This is a genomic window from Acinetobacter sp. YH12099 (assembly GCF_013419195.1).
Classification (GTDB): Bacteria; Pseudomonadota; Gammaproteobacteria; order Pseudomonadales; family Moraxellaceae; genus Acinetobacter; species Acinetobacter towneri.
In genome coordinates this window covers 35,910-59,099 of the sequence record NZ_VPAP01000013.1, presented here as the reverse complement: position 1 = coordinate 59,099, position 23,190 = coordinate 35,910, and the positions used below count along the sequence as shown (strand labels likewise).

The window sequence follows — 23,190 nt, the reverse complement described above, 5'->3', positions numbered from 1 at the left end:
ACCGACCATGCAACGTGATGTAATTGGACAAGTATATCCTTGGCAGCAACAAGTTTGGGAAAACCTGACAGGGCGATTTCCTAAAATGGGGCATGGTTTATTGTTTTTTGGCAAACAGGGTTGTGGTAAAGAAGCCTTTGCACAGCAATTTGTGGCTTGGATTTTATGCCAACAGCGTGATGTGCAGTCACAGCCTTGTGGTGAATGTAGCAGTTGTCAGTGGTTAAAATCAGATACACATCCGAATTATGTCTATATCAGCACCGATGAAGAGAATAAAAAGCAAAACGCGAAAATTAAGATCGAGAAGATCCGTGATTTATTACCTTTTGTCCAGCAAACGGTAGATGGCTGGCGGGTGATTGTGATTGAACCTGCTGAAGCCTTAAATATTGCATCTTCCAATGCGTTGCTGAAAACCCTCGAAGAACCGGGTGATCGCATCGTGATTATTTTGCTGGCAGATCATTATCTTAAATTACCTGCAACCATTCGTAGCCGTTTGCAGCATTTTGCTTTAGACCGTATTGATGCTGCACAGGCTACGGCATATTTGCAGCAGCATTTGCCCGATTTAGATGCGAACAAACAGCAATTGTTGATGAATTTGTCTAATCAAATGCCATTGCAGGCTTTGCAGTTGGCACAGGCAGAATGGCTGGAACAGCGTACAGATTTTCTGAAAGACTGGTATAAACTGGTGACGCAAAAAAATATGCCGATGGCAATCGCAACCAAGTGGAACAAGGCGCTGAGCTTTACTGATTTTAGTCAGATGTTTGAATACTTGTTGTGTGATTTAATTTGTGTCAAGCTAAATCAAAGCATTAAAAATTTGGATTTAAGCACCGCTTTGCAGCATTTGGCTGAACAATATGACTTAGAAAGTCTGTTTGGTTTATATGCAGAATTACAGCAAGCCAAGCCAATGCTTGAGCAAAACGTGCAAAGTAATCTAGTGCTTGATCAGCTATGTATTAAGTTAATGAATATTTAAGGGGAACATGATGCAACCACGTATGGGCGGTATTATTCAGGCCAATATTCCTGATGTCGAAACGCTATATTTAAGTTATATGCCATACGTTGTGGGTGGTGGCTTATTTGTACCCTCAAAACAACCTGTAAAAATGGGTGAAGAAATCTTCGTACTTGCAACTTTGCCTGAACAATCACAAAAAATTCCACTTACAGGAAAAGTCATCTGGATTTCGCAAAAGCAAAATGGCATTAAATTGCAGGGCTTTGGCATTCAACTGAGCGGTGAAAAAGGCGTTTATTACAAATCTGAAGCCGAAAGAATCCTTGCGGGGCTTAAGTCTGACAACCGTAACAGTTACACTATGTAGGTTGTTTGCTTTTAGGAAAAAATCGTGTTTGTAGATACACATTGTCATTTAACGATGCTGGATTTAAGCCCTTATGATGGTGACTTAGACGCAGCAATTGCTCAGGCACGCCTAGCGGGGGTGTCTAAAATTATGGGTATCTCTGTCGATTTAGACGATCATATTGCATTGTCAAAAATTGCAGCACGTCATGCCGATGTCGGTTATAGCGTGGGTGTGCATCCTTGTGAAAACGCTGAAAATATGGCACGCGCCACCACCGAGCAACTGATTGCTTTGGCACAAGCAGACAAAGTCTGGGCTTTGGGCGAAACAGGTCTAGATTATTTTCACAGTACCGATTTTGTCGCAGAGCAAAAAGCCTGTTTTGCACGGCATATTCATGCGTCACAAGCTGTAAAAAAACCTGTGGTGGTACATACCCGTGCTGCTAAGCAAGATACGGTAGATATTATCCGTGCAGAAAAATCGACACATGGTGTATTACATTGCTTTACTGAAGACTGGGCAACCGCCAAAGCGGTGTTAGATTGCGGTTATTATGTGTCGTTTTCAGGCATTGTTTCCTTTAAAAATGCACAAGATTTACGTGATGTGGCTAAGCAAGTACCTTTAGACCGTGTCTTAATTGAAACTGATAGTCCATATTTGGCACCTGTGCCATATCGCGGTAAGACAAATGAGCCAAAATACGTTCCGTATGTAGCCAAAGCCCTAAGTGATGTATATGATAAGTCCTTAGAGGAAATGGCTTTCATAACAACACAAAACTTTGAAAACCTGCTCAAAGGACATTAATTTGCATAGTGGAATGATGCAAAAATTTAATGTTCTGGTGATATTAAAAATTTCCATTGATTGAATAGTGAAAAGAGAGTTTATCGGGTGAAGATGGATCGTCAGGCTCAGTTTCGAGCAAGAGAAACGTTAATTTTCCAAGTGGCAGAGCAGTTGCTTTTGGAAAATGGTGAAGCAGGAATGACCCTTGATGCTTTGGCAGCAGAACTGGATTTGGCCAAAGGTACTCTATATAAACACTTTCAAAGTAAAGATGAACTATATATGTTGCTTATTATTCGTAATGAGCGCATGTTGCTAGAAATGATTAAAGATGCGGAAAAACAGTTTCCTGAACATCTAGCATTTTTTATGCTGCATCACTTACATCATCCTGAACGTACTGTGCTTTTTCATCAAATTGAAGAACGCCTTTCTACAACGGGTGTTGGCATTGGCTTGTTGTTTAGTGAACTATATCAGGTTCGTAAAAGCCGATTACGCATCATTATCCGTATGACTGAACAATATTTGGAATCTATTAATAGTCACATGGAAGTGCGTGATTATCTGGCTTCAATTTGGGCACTTACGCATGGTGCGGCAGCCATTTTAAACTCAAGTTTCTATCAGCGTTATTTAGGTTCCCGGGATACTTTACGTGTGGCCTATATCGATCAAGCGTTGGCGATGCCCAAACAAGCACAATCTTTCGAGCAATTGAATTAATACGCTATGAACACACCACTATCTTCGGTTCGCGGTTTTACGCTCATTGAATTGATGGTGGTGATAGTCATTATGGCGATTATGGCATCGCTGGTTTTAATGAATATCGGTGGTGTTGATCAGCGTAAAGCCATGCAGGCGCGGGAAGTGTTTTTATTGGATTTGCGTAAACTGAATCGTGAAGCCAATGATCAAGCGCGTATTTTTGCACTCAATTTGCATCAAGCAACCGATGTTTCACCTGCGCGATATGATGTACTGGAATATCAGCCTTATGCTTCAGAACAACAATTAACCCTGCAAAATAATCAAAAATGGCAAAACTATGGCGAATTTAAAAGCAGAACGTTGCCTGAACAAGTTTCTATCCAAATTTTATCTTTAGAACAAAGCTATCCGAATGCTAACAATAGTGAGTTGCTGCAAGGTAATGCACCCGCACTGATTTGGCTGGGCAATGGTGAAGCCAAACCTGTGCGTATTCAGTTCTATTTAGAACAGCGTCCTGTAGGTGCGGAAATAGAGGTCGATCATTTAGGAAAAATCCATGAAAGCTAAAGGATTTACACTACTTGAAGTTATGGTGGCTTTGGCAATTTTTGCAACAGTAGCTATGGCAATGACCAAAGTGGCGATGCAATATACCCAATCCACCGCCAATGCAATTTTAAGAACCAAAGCACAATTTGTGGCTTTGAATGAAGTGGCATTGATGGAAATGAATCGGCAATGGTTAAGTGGAACAGAGTCAAAGCAAGTGACACAACAGGGCGAAACATGGCAAATTGACAAGTCCACACAGCCAACCATTAGCCCGAATGTGCAACGTGTTGATCTCCAAATCAGTTTATATAATCAAGACACGGGGCAAGTTGAAGCAGGGGTGACTTCTTTGGTGTTTTTTAATGCCCGTGAGCAGCAATCATGAGTACAAAGAGAGGCTTCACTTTAGTTGAGTTGCTAGTCGCTATTGCAATTTTTGCAGTGCTGTCTGCTTTGGGTTGGAAAGTATTTGATTATCTCGCCAAAGTCAAAGATCGCAATGCGATGCATGAAGCCAATTTAGAGCAGTTGCAAGAAAGCTATCAACAAATTTTACGTGACACGATGCAGGCTGTTCCATTAACGGCCAATGTTAAAGGGCAGCAACAACCTGCTTTAGTTTTACAAAATGGACGCTTTAATTTCAGTAAAACAGGGGTGACCGATCCTTTGCAGCAGGGTATTTCACCCCATGAGCGTGTTGAATATCAATATCGTGCCGATGAAAAAAAATTGTATCGTTTAAAATATCGTAATTTGCATCAAACGGGCAATGATCAGCCTGAGTCGAGCGTGATGTTGGATGAAGTTGAAGCCTTTGAGATTATGGTATTGAATCCAAATGAATTAAGTAGTTGGCCTGAAAGCAATATTGATCCTCAGCAAACTGAACAATTAAGGCTACTCCCGAAAGGAATAAAAATAAATTTAACCGTGCGTGACGTGCAATATGAATGGATATTTAGCTTATTGCAGACTGATTTTTTAAAGAAGAAAGACAATTAAAGGCACAATGGCAATGTATTCGAAATCGACTCAGCGCTTAGGTAGCATCATCAAATCACAACAAGGCATCGCCTTGATTACGATTTTGATGTTGGTTGCTTTAGCCACGATTTTGGCAGCGACCATTGCCAAGCGGCAAATGTACACCAGTGAAAATACCGCGTATTTGATGCGTCAAAATCAGGCATTGTTATATGCCAAAAGTGCCGAAGTATTTTTTGCAGAATTACTGCAAGATGATGCTGAAAATGCTGGTCAAGTTGATCATTTACAAGAGAACTGGGCAAAACCGATGCCGCCATTTCCAGTCGAAGATGGTTATGTATCGGGCGTATTACAAGATGAGTCGGGGAAATTTAATTTAAATAGTTTGCTGACAACCGAAGATCAAGTGAACGAAAAAGCAAAAAAATATTTTGAAAAGCTGTTGCAGCGTGTTGGGCTACCTGCTCAATTAAGTGAAGCCGTGATTGACTGGCAAGATGCAGATGATGAGCCGAGTGGTGCAATGGGTGCAGAGTCGAGTTATTACCAAGGTTTAGCAATTCCTTATTTACCGCCCAATAGCTTATTTCACAGCGCAGAAGAATTAAAACAAGTCCGTGGTTTTGAAGGTACGAAGTATCAGCAAATTGCGCCTTATGTGAGTGCCTTGCCAAAACGGGATACCACTATCAATATTAATACCGCACCTGCTTTGGTTTTGGCGAGCTTAGATGAAAAACTGGATGTGGTTGTAGTGCAAAATCTATTTGATCGTCGTAATGCCAATTTGGAACACTTTAGCAATGTAAACGCTTTGTGGGAGTTAGATGGCTTTCAAGCTGTCGATAGCGCGATACGCAATGAATTTACAGGTTTATTGGGTGTACAATCACATTATTTTAAAGCCAAAATTGAAGTGGTATTGGGCGAGCGCAAACGTCAATTTAGCAGTGATTTGGTGCGTAGTGAAAAATCTGTCAATGTTAGTGGGCGAAGTCTGACGCCATTTTAAGTATCATCATTAACCTTGTGCTGCTATTTAGATGTAAATGCATTGCATGTCTGTGCTGAAACTGATCATTACGATTTTTGTCTGGCAATCTGTGGGCTAAAATTGGCTTATTGTTCACGTTTTGCATTATACTTAAAAAGAATATCCCCCAAATATTTTGATGACGTTAAGACCCATGTTAATTCGAAAGTTATTTAAGTTTGAAAATGCGCATATTGTGCGTAATTGCACTTCAGACCGCTGTAAGCGCTCGATTCATGGTCATAGCTATAAAGTAGAATTGTTACTGAAAGCTTCAAAACTCGATCATGGACAAATGGTGTATGACTTTGGTTTGCTTAAAGGTGTAATCAAAGAATTATTTGATGCTTTTGATCATGCCATTTGTTTTTGGGAGCAGGACGATCCTGCATATATTCAAGCCTGCAAAACGTTCAGCGCACGTTGGGTTTCTTTACCAGTATCGCCATCGGCAGAGCAGTTTTCACGTATTTTCTTTTATTTGGCACAGCAAGTTTTGGCATCGACCATCACACAAAATGGGGAGGGTGATGTAGAGGTCTATTCTGTAATTGTGCATGAAACTGATACAGGCTATGCACAAAGCTTTTTGGAAGATATTGAAAATGCGCAGATGGGATTGCTAAGTCTGGATCAAATTCATTTCTCTGAGCAAGTACAGACAGAATGGTCAGACCCACAAATGTATGAAAAATTAAAACAGGGGATGACATTCCAAAACCCGAATGTCGAGTTACAAGTTAAACTTTAAATCACATCATTAGACATCAACAAGGATTGATAGCGGTATGTCTTTTACTGAGCAGCAATATGCGAGCTTAAATAAAGTTCAGTTAGATGAGAGTTGGAAATACAATCTAGCTGAATTTTTATTGAGTCCACAAATGGATGCGCTACGCGATTTTTTGTTGCAGGAAAAACAACAGAATAAGGTGATTTATCCACCAAGTTCACTGATATTTAATGCTTTAAATACCACGCCTTTAAATCAGGTGAAAGTCGTGATTATTGGGCAAGACCCTTATCATGGACCTAATCAGGCACATGGACTTAGTTTTTCTGTACAAAGAGGGGTTGCATTGCCACCATCTTTGCGTAATATTTTCCATGAGTTACATACAGATTTAGGTGTGCCTATTCCAAGACACGGTGATTTAACGCATTGGGCAGAGCAAGGGGTATTGCTGCTCAACAGCGTGTTAACGGTAGAAGCAGGACAACCAACCTCGCACCAAAAGCAGGGTTGGGAAGATTTTACAGATCATGTGATTGATGTGTTAAATCAACAACGTGAGCATATTGTGTTTATTTTGTGGGGCGCGTATGCACAACGTAAAGGACAACGTATAGATCCAAATAAACATCTGATTTTGAAGGCAGCGCATCCATCCCCATTGGCAGCAAACCGCGGTGGTTTTTTTGGATGTAAAGTATTTTCAAAATCAAATAATTATCTTAAACAAAATGGCATTGAGCCTATAGACTGGCAGCTGGACGCATGACACATTCTCCCATTTCTAAAGAATATCATCCGGATTTAATTGTCGAAGAAGCAAATAACGGTTGGCGCATTGTACGTTTGAATCGCCCAAAATCTTTGCATGCTTTAGATGAATCTATTGTTTCTGCATTATTGGCAGTATTTGAAGACTTTCATACCGATGATAGCGTAAAAGCAATTTGGCTAGATTCGACCACACCAAAAGCATTTTGTGCAGGCGGTGATGTGCGTAAATTACGTCAGCTTGTCATTAATGATGAGGTTGCAACTGCCAATAAATTCTTTGAGCAAGAATATGCGTTGGACTTGTTGCTACATAACTATGCCAAGCCTGTTTTAGTGTGGGGTGAAGGTTATGTCATGGGTGGTGGCTTAGGTCTATTTATGGCTGCACCATTCCGTTTGGTGACACCGTATTCACGTTTAGCTATGCCAGAAATTAACATTGGTTTATACCCAGATGTAGGGGCAACTCGTTTCTTGGCTGACCGTGGTGCGATTGGCTTGTTCACAGGTTTAACGGGTTCAATTATGACTGCTGCAGGTGCGTATGGTATTGGTTGGGCAACCCATATTTGTGATGCACAACGCGCTTCTGTATTAGAAAAAGTCATTAATATTGACTGGAATCATTACCCTGCAGGTGACTTCCGTGCCATTGATGATACCTTGAACAGCATGCACCGTCCTGTAGGGCCTGGGCCGCTACAGAATTCTTTGGATGTGATTCAAAGCGTGTGCCGTGGTGTGAGTTTTGAAAGTGATTATGAATCCATCATTGGTCTAAGCGATGCACGTAGCGATTGGTTACGTCAAGCCAGTGAAAACTTGCAAAAAGGTTCACCAACCACAGCAGCTTTAACGTGGTTACTATGGCAATGGGGTAAGAAGGTTCACGCTTGGAATGAAGTGTTTGAACTGGAAACGCAAATTTCAGACTGGAAAATTCGCCACGCAGATTTTGTCGAAGGTGTGCGCGCACGTTTGGTCGATAAAGACCTTGCACCAGCTTGGCAGCAAAATGGGCCAGTGCAGCTCAAAACCATTTTTGCAGACAATCCACCTGTGACGAGCATTGAAAGCTGGAATGAGTTATTGAAACAATACGAGATTATTTAATTCGTATTGATTTTTACTCATATTTAAATGTCAGAACAGAACTATAGTGATGAAGACTGGATGCAGCTTGCCTATGCGCAGGCTGCTTTGGCTGCAGCACAGGGGGAAATTCCTGTGGGGGCTGTCATCGTTAGTCAAAATCAAGTGATTGGCGCGGGTTATAACGCGCCTATTTCCTTACACGACGCAACCGCACATGCCGAAATTGTGGCAATCCGTGCAGCATGTGATCATATTCAAAATTATCGTTTGCCTGAAGATGCCACGCTTTATGTCACACTGGAGCCTTGTACCATGTGTGTGGGTGCGCTCATTCATGCGCGAATCAAACGTGTGGTATTTGGAGCAACTGAACCCAAAGCCGGCTCATTGATCAGTGCTAGAAAGCTTTTAGAGTCAGGCTATTACAATCATATTTTTGAGTATCAATCAGGTTGTTTAGAGCAGCAATGTTCAGCCCAGTTGAGTGATTTTTTTAAGATGCGCCGTGCGCAAAAGAAACAACAAAAGCAGCAATAGTTGATAAATGACCTCCATGATCAAAACCAGTTCTGAGTTTTAGGCTTGATTTGCGTTAAACTAAATCAAACACAACATAGCATTCATCATCAGGGCAAACCATGCACGCTATTCAAATTAAAAAAGAATTTAATGCGCCAGTTGCGCAAGTATTTGAATTACTTTCTAAACATGCAACTTATAATATTGCGTTTGCACCAATGCAAGTGGTGCGCATTAAAGACTCTGCTGACCCTGAACGTCCAGATGGTGTAGGTTCGGTGCGTCGTATGGGGATTGGGCCAATTAAACCTTTGCAAGAGCAAATTACCGTGCTTGAACCGAATCAGCGGATTGAATATAAAATCATTAAAAATCCATTGATCAAACATCATTTGGGTACCATTGAATTTCAGCAAGTGGCAGATCACAAAACCTTGGTCACGTATAGCATTGAGCTACAAGCGCGAGTTCCGTTTGTGAGCAAAGCTATTCTTGCGCAGTTGAAAACTGCAATTAAAATTGGTTTATCCAAACTCGCAAAATCTCTCTAATCATTTCGGAAACAGCATGACGGTTCAAATTATTACCATTGATGGCCCTAGCGGTTCAGGTAAAGGCACACTCGCGGCAAAATTGGCAGCATATTATCAGTTTCATTTACTCGACTCTGGTGCGTTGTATCGTTTGTTGGGTTTGGCGTTACATAAGCAGAATTTGCTAGATCAACTTGATACTGAACTGAGTCAATGCGTTGCCATTGCAACACAGCTCAATATTCAATTTGTGACCCAGCCAGATGGCACACAAGTGTTGCTTGATGGTGAAGATGTCACGCAAACCATACGTACCGAACGTGTGGGGGAATATGCCTCAAAAGTTGCGGCAGTACCTGAATTGCGCACAGCATTACTTGCACGTCAGCATGCCTTTGCCCAAGCACCAGGCTTGGTTGCAGATGGACGCGATATGGCGACCAGTATTTTTCCAAATGCGCAGGCTAAAATTTATTTAACTGCTTCGGCAGAGTCGCGTGCACAAAGACGAGTAAAACAGTTGCAGGGTATGGGGCTGGATGCTAAAATAAGCGACATTTTAGCGAATATACAGGCTCGCGACAAACGAGACATGGAGCGCACAGTTGCTCCGCTCAAGCCTGCAGAAGATGCTTACATCATTGATAGTTCTGAGTTGAACATTGATGAAGTATTTGCATTAATGACAGCTTATGTCGATCAGAAGCTTGCTATTTGCCGCGCTTAACCGCGTGAAATAAACCTATTCAGCGAACGCATAGCTTGATCAGTTCTATACGGACTATGTAGACGCTTAACTAAACCGGCCTTGTCTGATCCAAGACCGCTGACTTTATCAGGTATATCATGACCGAATCTTTTGCAGCCCTCTTTGAAGAAAGCGAATTAAACCTCAACGTTGAAAAGGGTGCTGTCATCCAAGGCGTTGTAGTAAGCATCGACTCTGACTGGGTAACAGTTGATACTGGCCTTAAATCAGAAGGCGTTGTTGACCGCGCTGAATTCTTAAACGAACAACGCGAACTTGAAGTTCAAGTTGGTGACACCGTTGATGTTGTTGTTGAAGCACTTGACAACGGTATGGGCCAAACTGTTTTATCACGTGAAAAAGCGAAACGTGCTGAAACTTGGACTAAACTTGAAAAAATCTTTGAAGACGGCGAAATCGTTACTGGTGTTATCTCTGGTAAAGTTAAAGGCGGTTTCACTGTAGACATCGGTCCAGTTCGTGCGTTCTTACCAGGTTCTTTGGTAGACACTCGTCCTATCCGTGACACAACTCACCTTGAAGGTAAAGAGTTAGAGTTCAAAGTTATCAAACTTGATGCTAAACGTAACAACGTTGTTGTATCTCGTCGTGCAGTTATGGAAGCTGAATCTTCAGCTGACCGTGAAGCGCTTCTTGCTCAGCTTGAAGAAGGTCAAACTGTTACTGGTACGATTAAGAACCTTACTGACTACGGTGCATTCGTTGACCTTGGCGGTATTGACGGTCTTCTTCACATCACTGACATGGCTTGGAAACGTATCAAGCATCCATCAGAAGTGGTTGAAGTGGGTCAAGAAGTTACTGTTAAAGTACTTAAATTTGACAAAGAGCGTAACCGCGTATCTTTAGGTCTTAAGCAATTAGGCGAAGATCCATGGTTAGCGATCATGAGCCGTTATCCTAAAGGTTCTATCGTTAAAGCTCGCGTAACAAACTTAACTGACTACGGCTGTTTCGCAGAAATCGCTGAAGGCGTTGAAGGTTTAGTACACGTTTCAGAAATGGACCACACTAACAAAAACATCCACCCATCTAAAGTTGTTCAGATTGGTGACGAAGTTGACGTTATGGTTCTTGAAGTGGACGAAGAGCGTCGTCGTATTTCTCTTGGTATCAAACAAACTCGTGCTAACCCATGGGAAGAGTTTGCTAAGAACCACGACAAAGGTGAAAAAGTTTCAGGTACAATCAAGTCAATCACTGACTTCGGTATCTTCATCGGTTTACCAGGCGGTATCGATGGCCTAGTTCACTTGTCTGACATTTCTTGGAACGAGCAAGGCGAAGAAGCTATTCGTCGTTACAAGAAAGGTGACACTGTTGAAGCGGTTATCCTTTCTGTAGACGCTGAAGGCAACCGTATCAGCCTTGGTATCAAGCAATTGAACAGCGATCCATTCAACGATTTCTTAGCTGCTAACGAACGTGGTGCTTTGGTTAAAGGTACTGTAACTGCTGTTGATGCTCGTGGCGCAACTGTTAAGTTAGCTGACGAAGTTGAAGCAACACTTAAAGCATCTGAAATCAACCGTGATCGCGTTGAAGATGCAACTAAGTTCTTGGAAGTTGGTCAAGAAGTTGAAGCGAAAATCATCAACGTAGACCGTAAATCTCGCTCTATCAACTTGTCTATCAAAGCGAAAGACGAAGCTGAAGAGAAAGAAGCTGTTGCTAACTTGAAAACTGCAACTAGCGGTCAAGACAATGGTCCTAAGACAATTGGTGACTTGATCAAAGCTCAAATGGGCAACTAAGTTGCGGGTAAACTGTATGGTTAATGTAAATTAGCACATACTTTTTACACAAATACTGTAAACGGTAGCGTAGTATTCAATTATTACGCTACCGTTTTGTATTTAAACAGGTTATTATCAGTTTAGGTAAAAGTAGCTTGATAATTAAAGAGGTCGCAGATGACTACTGAAGCACTTAATAAGTCTGATTTGATAGAACGAATTGCTTTGAAAAATCCACATTTGGCTGAGCCATTGGTGGAAGAAGCTGTGAAGATCATGATTGATCAAATGATTGCATCACTATCGGCAGATAACCGAATTGAAATTCGTGGATTCGGTAGTTTTGCATTGCATCACCGTGAACCACGTGTAGGTCGTAACCCAAAAACAGGTAAGTCTGTAGAAGTTGCGGCTAAAGCTGTACCGCACTTTAAACCGGGTAAAGCACTACGTGATGCAGTAAACGAGTCTGTAAATAAATAAAATTCCTAGGGGTGTTTATGCGTTACGTTCTAGTCGCTATTTTAGTTATTCTATTTGGATATTCTCTGGCATTGGTTTTGCAAAACGGCACTGAACTTTCAGTTGACCTGTTATTTACTCAAGTGCCTGCAATGCGTTTGGGTCTATTGCTACTGATTACATTGGCACTTGGTTTGGTGCTAGGGTTATTGTTGGGCGTGCAGGTTTTCCGTGTATTCCAAAATAGTTGGGAAATTAAGCGACTACGTAAAGATATTGAATACCTACGCAAAGAGCAAATTCATGCAGCTCAACTGGCTGCTTCTGAAGCTGCTGCGCATACTCGTCATGAAAAAACGGTATTAGATGTGCATACTGAAGATCGTTCTTCTAATGCACTTTAATTTGCTCTGTTGAGCGAATTGATCATCAACACCTCAAGGTTATCTTGGGGTGTTTTTTTATGTGTGCCTTTGACGAATGGCTGATTATCGCTGCGATGGGGGATAAGCTGTCTTTTTGACTATCTGCTTGGCACGAATCACTTTATAATAGCGACTCTTTGTCAAATCCATAGGTAATTCTCTTGAGTATCATTGTTGCCCTCGATGCTAAAAGCCAATATGACGCCTTAACCATTGCAGAACAATTAGACCCTGCATTATGTCGAGTAAAAGTTGGTAAAGAGTTATTTACCCATGAAGGTCCTGCAGTCGTGAAAGCCTTGCATGACAAAGGTTTTGAGGTTTTTCTAGATTTGAAATTTCACGATATTCCAAATACAACGGCTCAGGCTGTATGTGCTGCAGCAGATTTAGGCGTATGGATGGTCAACGTGCATGCCTCAGGTGGTCGTAAAATGATGGAAACCTGTGTGGAGCGTTTAAAAGCAGGGAATTATCAGACTCAACTGATTGCAGTGACTGTACTAACCTCTATGGGGCGTGAAGATTTAAAAGATTTAGGTTTAGATATTGAGCCTTTTGAGCAAGTTCAGCGTTTAGCTAAACTCACTCAAGAAAGTGGTTTAGATGGTGTGGTGTGTTCTGCGCAAGAAGCCAAAATGTTGCGTGAAATCTTAGGGCAGGATTTTGCCTTAGTAACTCCAGGGATTCGTCCTGAGGGTTCGAATGCAGATGACCAGAAACGTATTGTGACACCTAAACAGGCAATGCTGAACGGTTCAACACATTTGGTTATTGGTCGTCCTATTACACAAGCTGCTAATCCAAATCAGACTTTAAAAGATATTTTAGCGACGTTGTAATTGTTGTACTTTTACTTTGTCACATGAGTGCGAAAAGCCTTTTTTAAGAAAGGCTTTTCATTTTGAATATAGTGTGATTTTATGAGATTTTTTTAATTGAGGATTTTTTCATGTCCCCTGAATTAAATACGGAAGATTTACAACAACAAGCCGAAGAAATTGTACAACAGTTAGAAGAAACCGAACAACAACAGGCACCTCAAAGTCAGAGTACAGATTGGACATCGGGCGTGGATGTGATTGAAATTGGGGCAGATATTTTGGATTTTTTGGGTGATGTTTTAAGCAATATTGATATTAATTTCTAAGATCAAGATGTCATAAAATGGGGGCAACTTATGGTTGCCTCTCATTTGCGTTGCAATACCATTTAAAACTTCAAATTTAAAAATAAACTAATCAATAGTGGTGCGAGTAGCGAAAGAATTAAGCCACTCATCATGGCATGTGGCACATAATGCGTGCCACATGATTGCTTCACCATGGCCAGGGTAACATCCATTGAAGTTGCTTAATTTTTTATTTTATCCCAGTATATGATTCATCCATTATGCCCAGATAAGTGCTATACAAAATATCAGCAGATAGATATGGAGGAGGGACTAAATGCAAGTTAAATCTATATTTTTCTTTTTATGCTGTAGTGTGGGTTTACTTGCTTGTACCCCAGTTGTACAGGAGCCAAAAAAGATTTCAGTAGATCCAGAGAAAATATTAACTTCATATTTTTGGCAATATCAACCCCCAAATGAGAATCCTCCAATTAAATTAATCTTTGAAAATAATAGTGTTGGGGTGAATACAGGGTGTAATGCTGGGGGTGCGCCTTATAAAATTCAGGGGAAAAAATTAATTGCGACAGAAGATTTTATGCTAACCGCTATGGGATGTTCTGATGAATTAGCAAAACAAGAAGTATTAGCGACAAATTTATTTGATCAAGACAAGCAGGCTATATTTACCTTGGATTCAACCAATATTGCTCAACCAACCTTAACATTTAAAATGTTAGATAGTCAGCAGTATTCATTTGTAGGAAAAATGACACCTGAAACAAAATATCAGTCTAAACCTGAAATTTTAACATTTGAGGTTTTTCCTCATTTCGTATCTTGTGAAAATAACAGCGCAGCTTCCGATCGACCACAATGCTTAAAGATTCGTGAAATTAAAGAGGTCGGATTATGGGAAAATCGGGAAAAAGGACAGTGGCAAATTATTAAACAAGATCAAATTGAAGATTATCAGCATATTGAAAATACGTATGCCATGATTTTAGTGAAACGTTTTCCCCTAAAAGATCACAAGCGTTCGTATGTGGATGTTTATTACACCATACCAAGGTCAGGTAATGGCGATTATTACGAACCTTAAAACAATAAAGGAGAGGATCATAAATTATCCTCTCCTTTATCATTACAATTTAAGCGACTTGTTTTTTTGATTGCTTAGCGTCATTACTCATAAAATTATAATCAGCAACATTGGCTTTACGCGTTTCTAACCAGTATTTCCAGGTATAAGTTGGCCATAGAGAGAAGTTTTTGCCATCCGCTGCCTGATACCAACTACTACAGCCACCTGCTTGCCATACCGTACCTTTAAGCTGTTCCTGTACACGTTCGTTGAACTGATCTTGTACATCATGCTTGATTTCAATCGCCTGAGTAGCAGTTTTATCCACGGTCTGGATCAACTGTAGAATATAGTTCACTTGTGATTCAATCATGAAAATCACAGAGTTATGACCTAAGATTGTGTTAGGACCAAGTAGCTGGAACAGGTTCGGGAAGTTCTTGGTGACAATGCCATAATAACTCTCAGCGCCATCTTTCCATGCCTGTTTCAGCTCAATGCCATTACGACCGACACAATCAAAATGCTTTAAGTAGATACGTGGATCGGTAATAAAACCTGTACCATAAATCAGGCAGTCAATCTGACGTTCTTTACCATCTTTGGTGATGATGCCATTTGCAGTAATTTCCTGAATAGCATCTGTAACCAGTTCAACGTTTTTACGGTTAAAGGTTGGAAAGTATTTGTTGGAAATCAAAATACGCTTACAACCCATGACGAAATCAGGAGTTAGTTTCTTGGCGAGTTCTTTATCTTTCACCTGAAAACGAATAAAGGCTTCTGCAAGCTTTTGACCATATTTCATGATCTGAGGTTGTACAATCGGCACGACACGAGACTCATTGGTCCAGTACAAGCGGGTACGATGGATTTGGCGATAAATATTCGATGCCTTGAACAAAGTCTTGCTGAGTTGTGAATATTTACGTTCATCGCGTGGAATGACCCATGCAGCCGTACGTTGCATCACATATAGTTGTTTGACTTGGGGTGCAATTTCAGGAATGTATTGAATTGCGCTGCCGCCAGTACCAATGGATGCCACAACTTTACCATTTAAGTCGTATTGATGATCCCATTGTGAGGAGTGAAAAACCTTGCCCTGAAACTTTTCAATCCCTTGAATGTGAGGGATTTGCGGCACATGTAGTGGACCAGAAGCAAAGATTAAATATTGACAACTCAATTGTCTGCCATCTTTTAATGTAACGTGCCACAGACATTCTTTTTCATGGTATTCCGTATGCACCACTTCGCTGTTAAATTGGCAATATTCACGCAGATTAAATTGTTGCACCACATCTTGAATATATTGAAAAATTTCTGGTGCTTCGGCATAGCGTTTTGACCAGTCAGTTTTGGGTGCAAATGACAATGAATACAGATGCGACTGCACATCACAAGCCGCACCAGGGTATTGATTTTCACGCCAAGTACCACCCACTTCATCAGACTTTTCTAAAATCACAAAGTTATGAATATTGCGTTGTAGTAAACGAATCGCCATGGCTAATCCGCCAAAGCCTGCACCAATAATTGCGACTTGATAATACGCTGCTGCATCCTGCATGAAGATATCCTTATATTTATTTTGTTTGATTTGAGTTTGTTTGAGTCAGGATAGAATAAGCCAGCATGCGGTAACATGATCGTGCTGACATAAAAATTGATATTTTCGGCAATTTCTATCTGTGGACGAATCGGGTAAAAAGGATATTCCGTTTCGCACTGTTCATTTTATGAAAAGATCCATACTTGGCTTAATGTATTTAATACAAGGCATGCGTAAAGCAGGCGTTGATGTCGATGCAAAATTGCAAAGTATCGGCTTGCGTGCAGATGCGCTAGATACCAGTTCAATCATTCATCCGAGTTTGGAATGGGATATTCTAAAAGTGATTGGTGAAGATGTAGAACCTGAAATGGGGCTGTTTATTGGACAGCATTATGCTTTGGCAGGTTATGGTCCTTTATTGATGTTATTGGTGACCAGTCCAGATATTGCCACTGCATTAGAAAAAGGGATTCAATATCAGGGATTGACGCATTTAAGCGGGAAACTAAGTTTACAACATAGCACGCGACATATTGCATTGTGTTATCAACCCAATGATTTACATAGTAGTTTAGGTGTATTACGTGCGCAGTGTGAAATTTCAGGCACATTCAAATTTATTCAAGACCTATATAAAATGATGGGGATGAGTGCGCCACGTATTCGCATAGAATTGCCATTTGTACAGCCGCAGCAAAGTGAAGTTTTGCAAACTTTTTATGATTATTACGGTCAAGATATTGTTTTTAATCAATCACAAGCAGCATTTTGGTTTGATGATGCAGTTCTCACAGCACGTATTCCCTCTGCCGATGCAGTCACTTTTAGCAGTTATGAAGCCAAGTGTGTGATTGAGTTAGAGCGACTTAAACTTGAAGATGATGCGCCTTCGGTAGTGCAGCGCGTAAAAGATTATTTGGAGTTACAACAGGGCAGTATGCCGAGCATGGCAGAAACAGCACATGCTTTGCAAATTCCTGAACGGACATTGCGCCATCAACTGCAACAACTTAACACCAGTTATAAACAAATTCGTGAAGATCTCATCAAAGATAAAGCATTGCGATTAATTGAATATCAGGAATATTCAATTGAAATGATTGCAGAGTTACTTGGTTATTCAGAACCCGCAGCATTTAATCATGCCTTTAAGCGGTGGTTTGGACAAAGTCCACGCCAATATACAAAATAGCCTAAGTATTTTGCAAACTATGCCAAAGTGCTATATCTCGTGATTCGATCTTCGTTATAATCTATTTGCCCAAATAAGTACTGATGAATATGTCTGATTTTAATTCGCCACAAACCACAGCCTTTACTCCATTATCGCCTGCGGAGCGTTATGCACAAGCGTTAGCCTCTGGACAATTTATGCCAGATGATGCGCAGGCGCAGGCTGTACACGAACTTGAGCGTGTGTGGCAGGAATTAATTCAACGCTATAAAGCATCAAAAAAAGCGTTCCGCCGTTTCCGCCGCCAAACAGCACCACAGGGTGTTTATATGTGGGGTGGTGTAGGTCGTGGTAAAACATGGCTCATGGATCAGTTTTACGACTCGATTCCATTTAGACGTAAAACACGTATGCACTTTCACCACTTTATGCAGCATGTGCATCGTGAACTGAACAAACTTTCAGGGCAGCGTAACCCGCTCGATTCTGTTGCAGACCAAATTTATAAAGATGCAGTGGTGATTTGTTTCGATGAATTTTTCGTATCTAACGTGACTGATGCGATGATTCTGAGTGACTTGTTCCAAAAATTATTCCATCGTGGCATTACTTTGGTGGCAACATCTAACATCGCCCCAGACGGTTTATATAAAAATGGTATCCATCGAGATCGTTTTATTCCAACCATTGAAATGGTCAAAAAACATTGCCAAGTGCTAAATGTCGATGCTGGTGTAGATTATCGCTTACGTGTTTTGAAACAGGCGCAATTATTTAAATCGCCTTTAACGCATGATAATCAAAACTGGATGGCACAGCGTTTCAGTGCTTTGAGTAATACACAACATTATTCTTCTGAGCCAATTATTATCAACCAACGTATTGTTGAAACAATTGCGCATACTGAAGATGTGTTGTGGTGTGAATTTTCAGAACTGTGCTTTAAACCGCGTAGTCCTGCAGACTTTATTGAAATTGCCAACATCTACAACACGGTTTTGGTGAGCAATGTACCGCATTTAACAGACTTCTTGTCTGAAGGAACACGTCGTTTTATTTATTTGGTCGATGAATTTTATGATCGTGGTGTCAAGTTATTACTGACTTCTGAAGATTCGATTATTGAAATTTATCAGGGCGAAAAACTGGCATTTGAAATTGAACGCACACGTTCACGTTTATTGGAAATGCAGTCTGATGATTACTTAAATGAAGAACATCGACAGATACAGGCCACCGAAGCCAAACATCAAATCAGTTGATCTTTTAAGCGCCTAGAACTAGGCGCTTTTTTATGATAGAAAAGATGTGACTGTTGGTTTTATCGACATTTTGTCATAAACATGGCTTAATCTTGAAGGGTTGCAATAAGACTGACGTCGATTTTTACAACAAAATCTGAACTTAAGTCTAATTTCGACATTTCAAAAACTTTATACACTGTAAAAGTGTATTTAGATGAGTAATAGTGTCGTGTTTCTGATCAGGATTTATGATGATTGTTGTCATTCATCTTGTAATAAATGATCGTTATTTTGAAATGTGATAATACTATTCAGCTAAATATAAATCAGTATACTAGAATCTCTTGTATAAAAAGTAGCAATATCAGGAAAGACAATGACTGCACGTATTCAAAAAGGCAAGTTAGCGATTGCTAAAGAACTTTACGATTTCATCGAAAATGAAGCATTACCAGGTTCTGGTTTGGACAGTGATACATACTGGAAAAACTTTGAGCAAGTCGTTGTCGATCTTAGCCCTAAGAACAAAACATTACTCGCAAAGCGTGATGAGCTTCAGGCTAAAATTGATGAATGGCACCGCAATAATACATTTGAATTAGAAGCTTACAAAGCTTTCTTGACTGAAATTGGCTACTTATTACCAGAAGTAGAAGATTTTCAAATTACCACCGAAAATGTTGATGAAGAAATCGCATTATTGGCTGGTCCACAGCTCGTAGTACCTGTACGTAACGCACGTTATTGCTTGAACGCAGCAAACGCACGTTGGGGTTCGTTATATGACGCACTTTACGGTTTTGACGTTATTTCTGAAGAAAATGGCGCAGAAAAAGGTAAAGGCTACAACCCAGTTCGTGGTGAAAAAGTAATTGCATTCGCGAAAAACTTCTTAAATGAAACTTTCCCATTGGCGCAAGGTTCACATGCCGACGCGACTCAATATGCTGTAGAAGCAAACAAACTTGTTGTTCGCCTAAAAGATGGTTCTACAACAACTGTTGCGGATAGCTCTAAATTCGTTGGTTACAATGGCGAAGCTTCTGCACCAACTGAAATCGTACTGAAAAATAACGGCCTGCACGCAGTCATCCAGATTGATGCAAACAGCCCAATTGGACAGACAGATGCAGCTGGCGTGAAAGATGTTGTGCTTGAAGCGGCTGTAACGACGATTCAAGACTTGGAAGACTCTGTTGCAGCAGTTGATGCTGAAGAAAAAGTTGAAGGCTACCGTAACTGGTTAGGCTTGATGAAAGGTACGCTTGAAGAGTCTATCGAGAAAAATGGCAAGACCATTACCCGTAAACTAAATGCTGACCGCACCTTCAAAAATGTTGAAGGCGGTGAGACCAAGGTTCATGGCCGTTCATTGATGCTGCTTCGTAACGTGGGTCACTTGATGACAAACCCGGCGATCCTTGTAGATGGCGAAGAAATTTATGAAGGCATCATGGATGCATTGGTCACTCCATTGCTTTCTGTGGCTGATATCCGTGGTGAGAACACGATCAAGAACTCACGTACCGGTTCTATGTATATCGTTAAGCCAAAAATGCACGGTCCAGAAGAAGTAGCATTTGCGGTTGAGCTGTTTGAACGTGCTGAACAAGCGCTTGGCTTACCTGCTAAAACCCTGAAAATCGGTATCATGGATGAAGAGCGTCGTACCTCTGTTAACCTGAAAAACTGTATTGCTCAGGCGAAAGACCGTACCATCTTTATTAACACCGGTTTCATGGATCGTACAGGTGATGAAATCCATACCTTCATGGAAGCAGGTCCATTTGTTCGTAAAGGCGAAATCAAAGGCCAAAAATGGTTCCCAGCTTACGAAAACCGTAACGTCATGGTAGGTCTACAAACAGGTCTACGTGGTAAAGCACAGATTGGTAAAGGCATGTGGCCAAAACCAGACATGCTGTTAGACATGTACAAAACCAAGACTGAACATCCTGAAGCAGGCGCAAGCTGTGCATGGGTTCCGTCTCCAACAGGTGCAGTGATTCACGCGATTCACTACCATCAAATTAATGTAGCAAACCGTCAGCAAGAATTGCTTGCAACTGAAGCATTGCCTTTAGATGATTTGTTAACTCCACCTCTTGCAACTGATACCAACTGGTCTGAAGAAGAGAAACTAAAAGAACTGGAAAATAACTGCCAAGGTATCTTGGGTTATGTTGTTCGTTGGGTTGATCTGGGTGTAGGTTGTTCTAAAGTTCCAGACATCAATGATGTGGGCCTGATGGAAGACCGTGCAACTTTACGTATTTCTTCTCAGCACGTTGCCAACTGGTTACGTCACGGAATTGTAACGCGTGAACAGGTTGAAGAAGTAATGCAGCGCATGGCGAAAATTGTAGATCAACAAAATGCGAATGATCCACTGTACAAGCCAATGGCTGCTGACTTTGACAACAGCATTGCATTCCAGGCTGCTTCTGATCTGATCTTCAAAGGTGGTGAACAGCCATCAGGCTATACAGAGCCGCTTCTACACGCAGCGCGTTTAAAACTTAAAGGTTATACAGGTGACTAATCCTGTAACTTAAAAAAAAGCCTCTTCGGAGGCTTTTTTTATTGCTCTTAAAAAAGATCTAAGGATAAAAATGTTCTTTTGGAAGGTAAACTAACTGACTGAACACCTAAAACAGAACAATGTCACAGAAGAAAACTTTAATAATAATTATCTGTTAAACAGTAGCTTTATATCTGCCAGTCGGTATTCCTATGAGCGTTTACAGCTCCTCATGCTGGGTAGTTGTAGAACTTTGGATCATGACATTTAAGACTCAATTTAATTCTCAATTTTTAATTTCTAAGAATCGTATTTTGGCTGATGTACTGGAAGATTTAGACAGCAAAGAATAAGATTCATGGATCAGTAAGTTTCATTCACTTAGAAAGCTCAAGATAAAAGCGTAACAATTCGTCGCTGTCACTTCCATCCTGAAATGGCTCTGCTAAAGTAAAAGCAAATCAATAAATTGCAGGGAAGAACAGCATGGCATATCAAAATTTGGATCAGCAGTTTATTGCGGGCCAGTGGCAACCTGGCCGTTCCCAGAAAATGATTCAGAATTTGAATCCTTATACTCAAGATACGATTTTTACTTTGCAGGCTGCCAGTACAGCAGATGTTGATGCGGCTTATGCGGCAGCTGATAAAGCCTTTCAACAGGGTGCTATTAAATCAGTTGAGTTAAGACAGCAAATCCTGCAAAAACTACAACAGGTGATTCAGGCATGCCAGGATGAAATTATTGACTGGTTAATTCTTGAGTCTGGAAGTACCCGTTTTAAAGCGGGTCTGGAAGTTGGCGCTGCTTTATCCATTATTCAGGAAAGTCAGAAATTTCCGGAGCAGATCAAGACTGAACAGCTGGAGAGCAAAGATCCCCAACGTAAAAGTCTGGTACTGCGTAAACCTTTGGGTGTGATTGGTGTCATTAGCCCATGGAATTTTCCATTTCATTTATCCATGCGTTCGGTAGCAACAGCGATTGCCTGTGGAAATAGTGTGGTACTCAAGCCAGCAAGTGATACACCAGTGACAGGTGGAACCTTATTAGGCAAATTGTTTGAAGAAGCTGGTTTACCCGCAGGTGTGCTCAATGTGGTTTCAGGTGCAGGCAGTGAAATCGGTGATTATTTTGTCGAACATCCGATTCCAAAAATGATCTCATTCACGGGCTCTACTGAAGTCGGACAGAATGTAGGAAGTAAAGCCTTAGCCAGCCCTCGAATTAAACGTCTGGCGCTGGAACTGGGCGGAAATGCGCCACTGGTGATTCTGGATGATGCTGATCTTGAGCTGGCAGTAGAACTGACAATCATGGGACGCTTTATGCATCAGGGGCAAATCTGTATGAGCACCAATCGGGTCATTGTCGATGCGTCTATTCATGATGCCTATGTGGAAAAACTTTTAGAGCGAGTGAAAACTGTTGCTGTGGGTGATCCAAATCTAGAAGAGACCATCATTGGGCCGATCATCAATCAGAGTCAGATCAAAAAACATCAGCAGATTATTCAAAGTGCAAAAGAGCAGGGTGCAGAGCTGGTATACGAAGGGGGGATAGAAGGTAATCTGGTCTATCCACATATTTTTACTGGGGTAGCACCTGAATCTCCACTGGCTCAGGAAGAAAGTTTTGGACCGATTCTGCCAGTACTGAAAGCTCGTGATGAAGCACATGCCTTAAAGCTGGCCAATGATACCCGTTTTGGCTTATCTAGTGCGGTTTGTACCTCGAATATTGAACGTGGTATTAGTTTTACAGAACAGCTGGATATCGGTATGACTCATATCAATGGTATTAGTGTGGCAGATCAGGCTAATGCTCCGTTTGGGGGAGAGAAAAACTCTGGGCTTGGGCGTTTTAATGGACGCTGGATTTTTGAGGAATTCACCCGCACGCATTGGCTGACATTGCCAGCTTAACGGTAATTATTTGTCCTGCGTTTTGTTTGAGTAAGAAGGAATGCGTGGGTGCGCACTTACTGTTCATGATCAAAACGCATAATATAGTGCGTGTGTCTAATC

Annotated in this window: 25 protein-coding genes and 1 pseudogene; 24 read left to right on the top strand and 2 right to left on the bottom strand. The window is 41.0% G+C overall.

The window, feature by feature from the left end; translation table 11 throughout:
• Nucleotides 1-7 precede the first annotated feature (7 nt).
• The 19 genes from FTU39_RS09310 to FTU39_RS09220 all read left to right on the top strand — a co-directional run bounded on the left by FTU39_RS09310 (nt 8) and on the right by FTU39_RS09220 (nt 13,617).
• Nucleotides 8-997 (top strand): DNA polymerase III subunit delta' C-terminal domain-containing protein, encoded by a 990-nt coding sequence (locus FTU39_RS09310; protein WP_004976804.1) that lies wholly within the window; start codon nt 8-10, stop codon nt 995-997.
• A gap of 10 nt (nt 998-1,007) precedes the next feature.
• The gene (locus FTU39_RS09305) at nt 1,008-1,349 is read left to right on the top strand and encodes a PilZ domain-containing protein (protein ID WP_026438361.1); all 342 of its coding nucleotides are present in this window, start codon (nt 1,008-1,010) and stop codon (nt 1,347-1,349) included.
• 24 nt (nt 1,350-1,373) lie between these two features.
• A complete protein-coding gene (locus tag FTU39_RS09300) occupies nt 1,374-2,147 on the top strand; it encodes a TatD family hydrolase (RefSeq protein ID WP_004976800.1) in 774 nt (257 codons plus the stop codon).
• Nucleotides 2,148-2,240: 93 nt separating this feature from the next.
• Nucleotides 2,241-2,855, top strand: a complete 615-nt coding sequence (locus FTU39_RS09295) for a TetR/AcrR family transcriptional regulator (RefSeq protein ID WP_004976797.1) — start codon at nt 2,241-2,243, stop codon at nt 2,853-2,855.
• A 6-nt stretch (nt 2,856-2,861) separates the two neighbouring features.
• Nucleotides 2,862-3,413: a prepilin-type N-terminal cleavage/methylation domain-containing protein gene (locus FTU39_RS09290; protein ID WP_131261481.1), complete on the top strand. Its 552-nt coding sequence runs from the start codon at nt 2,862-2,864 to the stop codon at nt 3,411-3,413.
• Nucleotides 3,403-3,783, top strand: coding sequence for a type II secretion system minor pseudopilin GspI (gene gspI / locus FTU39_RS09285; RefSeq protein ID WP_179990279.1), 381 nt, complete (start codon nt 3,403-3,405; stop codon nt 3,781-3,783). Before FTU39_RS09290 ends, gspI begins: the two co-directional genes overlap by 11 nt.
• On the top strand, nt 3,780-4,403 hold the full coding sequence (gene gspJ, locus FTU39_RS09280) for a type II secretion system minor pseudopilin GspJ (RefSeq protein WP_180052082.1): 624 nt from the start codon (nt 3,780-3,782) through the stop codon (nt 4,401-4,403). The genes gspI and gspJ overlap by 4 nt, the downstream gene beginning before the upstream one ends.
• A 13-nt stretch (nt 4,404-4,416) precedes the next feature.
• Entirely contained in the window at nt 4,417-5,400 is a 984-nt protein-coding gene (gspK, locus tag FTU39_RS09275) for a type II secretion system minor pseudopilin GspK (RefSeq protein WP_180052081.1), read from the top strand.
• 175 nt (nt 5,401-5,575) lie between these two features.
• Nucleotides 5,576-6,172 (top strand): 6-carboxytetrahydropterin synthase, encoded by a 597-nt coding sequence (locus tag FTU39_RS09270; protein ID WP_104851897.1) that lies wholly within the window; start codon nt 5,576-5,578, stop codon nt 6,170-6,172.
• Nucleotides 6,173-6,209: 37 nt separating this feature from the next.
• Complete coding sequence (ung, locus tag FTU39_RS09265) at nt 6,210-6,923, top strand: uracil-DNA glycosylase (RefSeq protein WP_004976786.1); 714 nt, start codon at nt 6,210-6,212, stop codon at nt 6,921-6,923.
• On the top strand, nt 6,920-8,041 hold the full coding sequence (locus FTU39_RS09260; RefSeq protein WP_004976784.1) for an enoyl-CoA hydratase/isomerase family protein: 1,122 nt from the start codon (nt 6,920-6,922) through the stop codon (nt 8,039-8,041). Before ung ends, FTU39_RS09260 begins: the two co-directional genes overlap by 4 nt.
• Before the next feature lie 27 nt (nt 8,042-8,068).
• Nucleotides 8,069-8,560, top strand: coding sequence for a tRNA adenosine(34) deaminase TadA (tadA, locus tag FTU39_RS09255; RefSeq protein WP_004976782.1), 492 nt, complete (start codon nt 8,069-8,071; stop codon nt 8,558-8,560).
• A gap of 101 nt (nt 8,561-8,661) precedes the next feature.
• Nucleotides 8,662-9,093, top strand: coding sequence for an SRPBCC family protein (locus tag FTU39_RS09250; RefSeq protein ID WP_019836521.1), 432 nt, complete (start codon nt 8,662-8,664; stop codon nt 9,091-9,093).
• A 16-nt stretch (nt 9,094-9,109) separates the two neighbouring features.
• Entirely contained in the window at nt 9,110-9,802 is a 693-nt protein-coding gene (gene cmk / locus FTU39_RS09245; protein ID WP_154320795.1) for a (d)CMP kinase, read from the top strand.
• Between the two features lie 119 nt (nt 9,803-9,921).
• Complete coding sequence (gene rpsA, locus FTU39_RS09240) at nt 9,922-11,598, top strand: 30S ribosomal protein S1 (protein ID WP_004976774.1); 1,677 nt, start codon at nt 9,922-9,924, stop codon at nt 11,596-11,598.
• Nucleotides 11,599-11,757: 159 nt separating this feature from the next.
• Nucleotides 11,758-12,063, top strand: coding sequence for an integration host factor subunit beta (locus FTU39_RS09235; RefSeq protein ID WP_004976773.1), 306 nt, complete (start codon nt 11,758-11,760; stop codon nt 12,061-12,063).
• Between the two features lie 17 nt (nt 12,064-12,080).
• Nucleotides 12,081-12,446, top strand: coding sequence for a lipopolysaccharide assembly protein LapA domain-containing protein (locus tag FTU39_RS09230; RefSeq protein ID WP_179993845.1), 366 nt, complete (start codon nt 12,081-12,083; stop codon nt 12,444-12,446).
• Between the two features lie 182 nt (nt 12,447-12,628).
• Nucleotides 12,629-13,309, top strand: coding sequence for an orotidine-5'-phosphate decarboxylase (pyrF, locus tag FTU39_RS09225; protein WP_180052080.1), 681 nt, complete (start codon nt 12,629-12,631; stop codon nt 13,307-13,309).
• A gap of 110 nt (nt 13,310-13,419) precedes the next feature.
• Nucleotides 13,420-13,617 (top strand): hypothetical protein, encoded by a 198-nt coding sequence (locus tag FTU39_RS09220; RefSeq protein ID WP_179997006.1) that lies wholly within the window; start codon nt 13,420-13,422, stop codon nt 13,615-13,617.
• A 62-nt stretch (nt 13,618-13,679) separates the two neighbouring features.
• On the opposite strand, the pseudogene FTU39_RS09215 reads toward FTU39_RS09220, so the two are convergent.
• Nucleotides 13,680-13,820 (bottom strand): annotated as a pseudogene (locus tag FTU39_RS09215) (LysO family transporter); the annotation flags it as partial.
• Between the two features lie 95 nt (nt 13,821-13,915).
• On the opposite strand from FTU39_RS09215, the gene FTU39_RS09210 reads away from it, so the two are divergent.
• The gene (locus tag FTU39_RS09210; RefSeq protein ID WP_180052079.1) at nt 13,916-14,683 is read left to right on the top strand and encodes an META domain-containing protein; all 768 of its coding nucleotides are present in this window, start codon (nt 13,916-13,918) and stop codon (nt 14,681-14,683) included.
• A gap of 49 nt (nt 14,684-14,732) precedes the next feature.
• Here the strand turns inward: FTU39_RS09210 and FTU39_RS09205 are convergent, their stop codons facing one another.
• Nucleotides 14,733-16,238, bottom strand: coding sequence for an NAD(P)/FAD-dependent oxidoreductase (locus FTU39_RS09205; protein WP_179997004.1), 1,506 nt, complete (start codon nt 16,236-16,238; stop codon nt 14,733-14,735).
• 169 nt (nt 16,239-16,407) lie between these two features.
• Here FTU39_RS09205 and FTU39_RS09200 point away from each other — a divergent pair, with 169 nt between their 5' ends.
• From FTU39_RS09200 to FTU39_RS09185, 4 genes are all read left to right on the top strand, one after another.
• Nucleotides 16,408-17,415, top strand: a complete 1,008-nt coding sequence (locus FTU39_RS09200) for an AraC family transcriptional regulator (protein WP_171501106.1) — start codon at nt 16,408-16,410, stop codon at nt 17,413-17,415.
• A gap of 89 nt (nt 17,416-17,504) precedes the next feature.
• Entirely contained in the window at nt 17,505-18,659 is a 1,155-nt protein-coding gene (zapE, locus tag FTU39_RS09195) for a cell division protein ZapE (protein ID WP_004976758.1), read from the top strand.
• Nucleotides 18,660-19,017: 358 nt separating this feature from the next.
• Nucleotides 19,018-21,183 carry a malate synthase G gene (locus FTU39_RS09190; protein ID WP_180052078.1) on the top strand — a complete coding sequence of 722 codons (2,166 nt, stop codon included), beginning with the start codon at nt 19,018-19,020 and terminating at the stop codon, nt 21,181-21,183.
• A gap of 465 nt (nt 21,184-21,648) precedes the next feature.
• Nucleotides 21,649-23,088 (top strand): aldehyde dehydrogenase family protein, encoded by a 1,440-nt coding sequence (locus tag FTU39_RS09185; protein WP_180052077.1) that lies wholly within the window; start codon nt 21,649-21,651, stop codon nt 23,086-23,088.
• Nucleotides 23,089-23,190 lie beyond the last annotated feature (102 nt).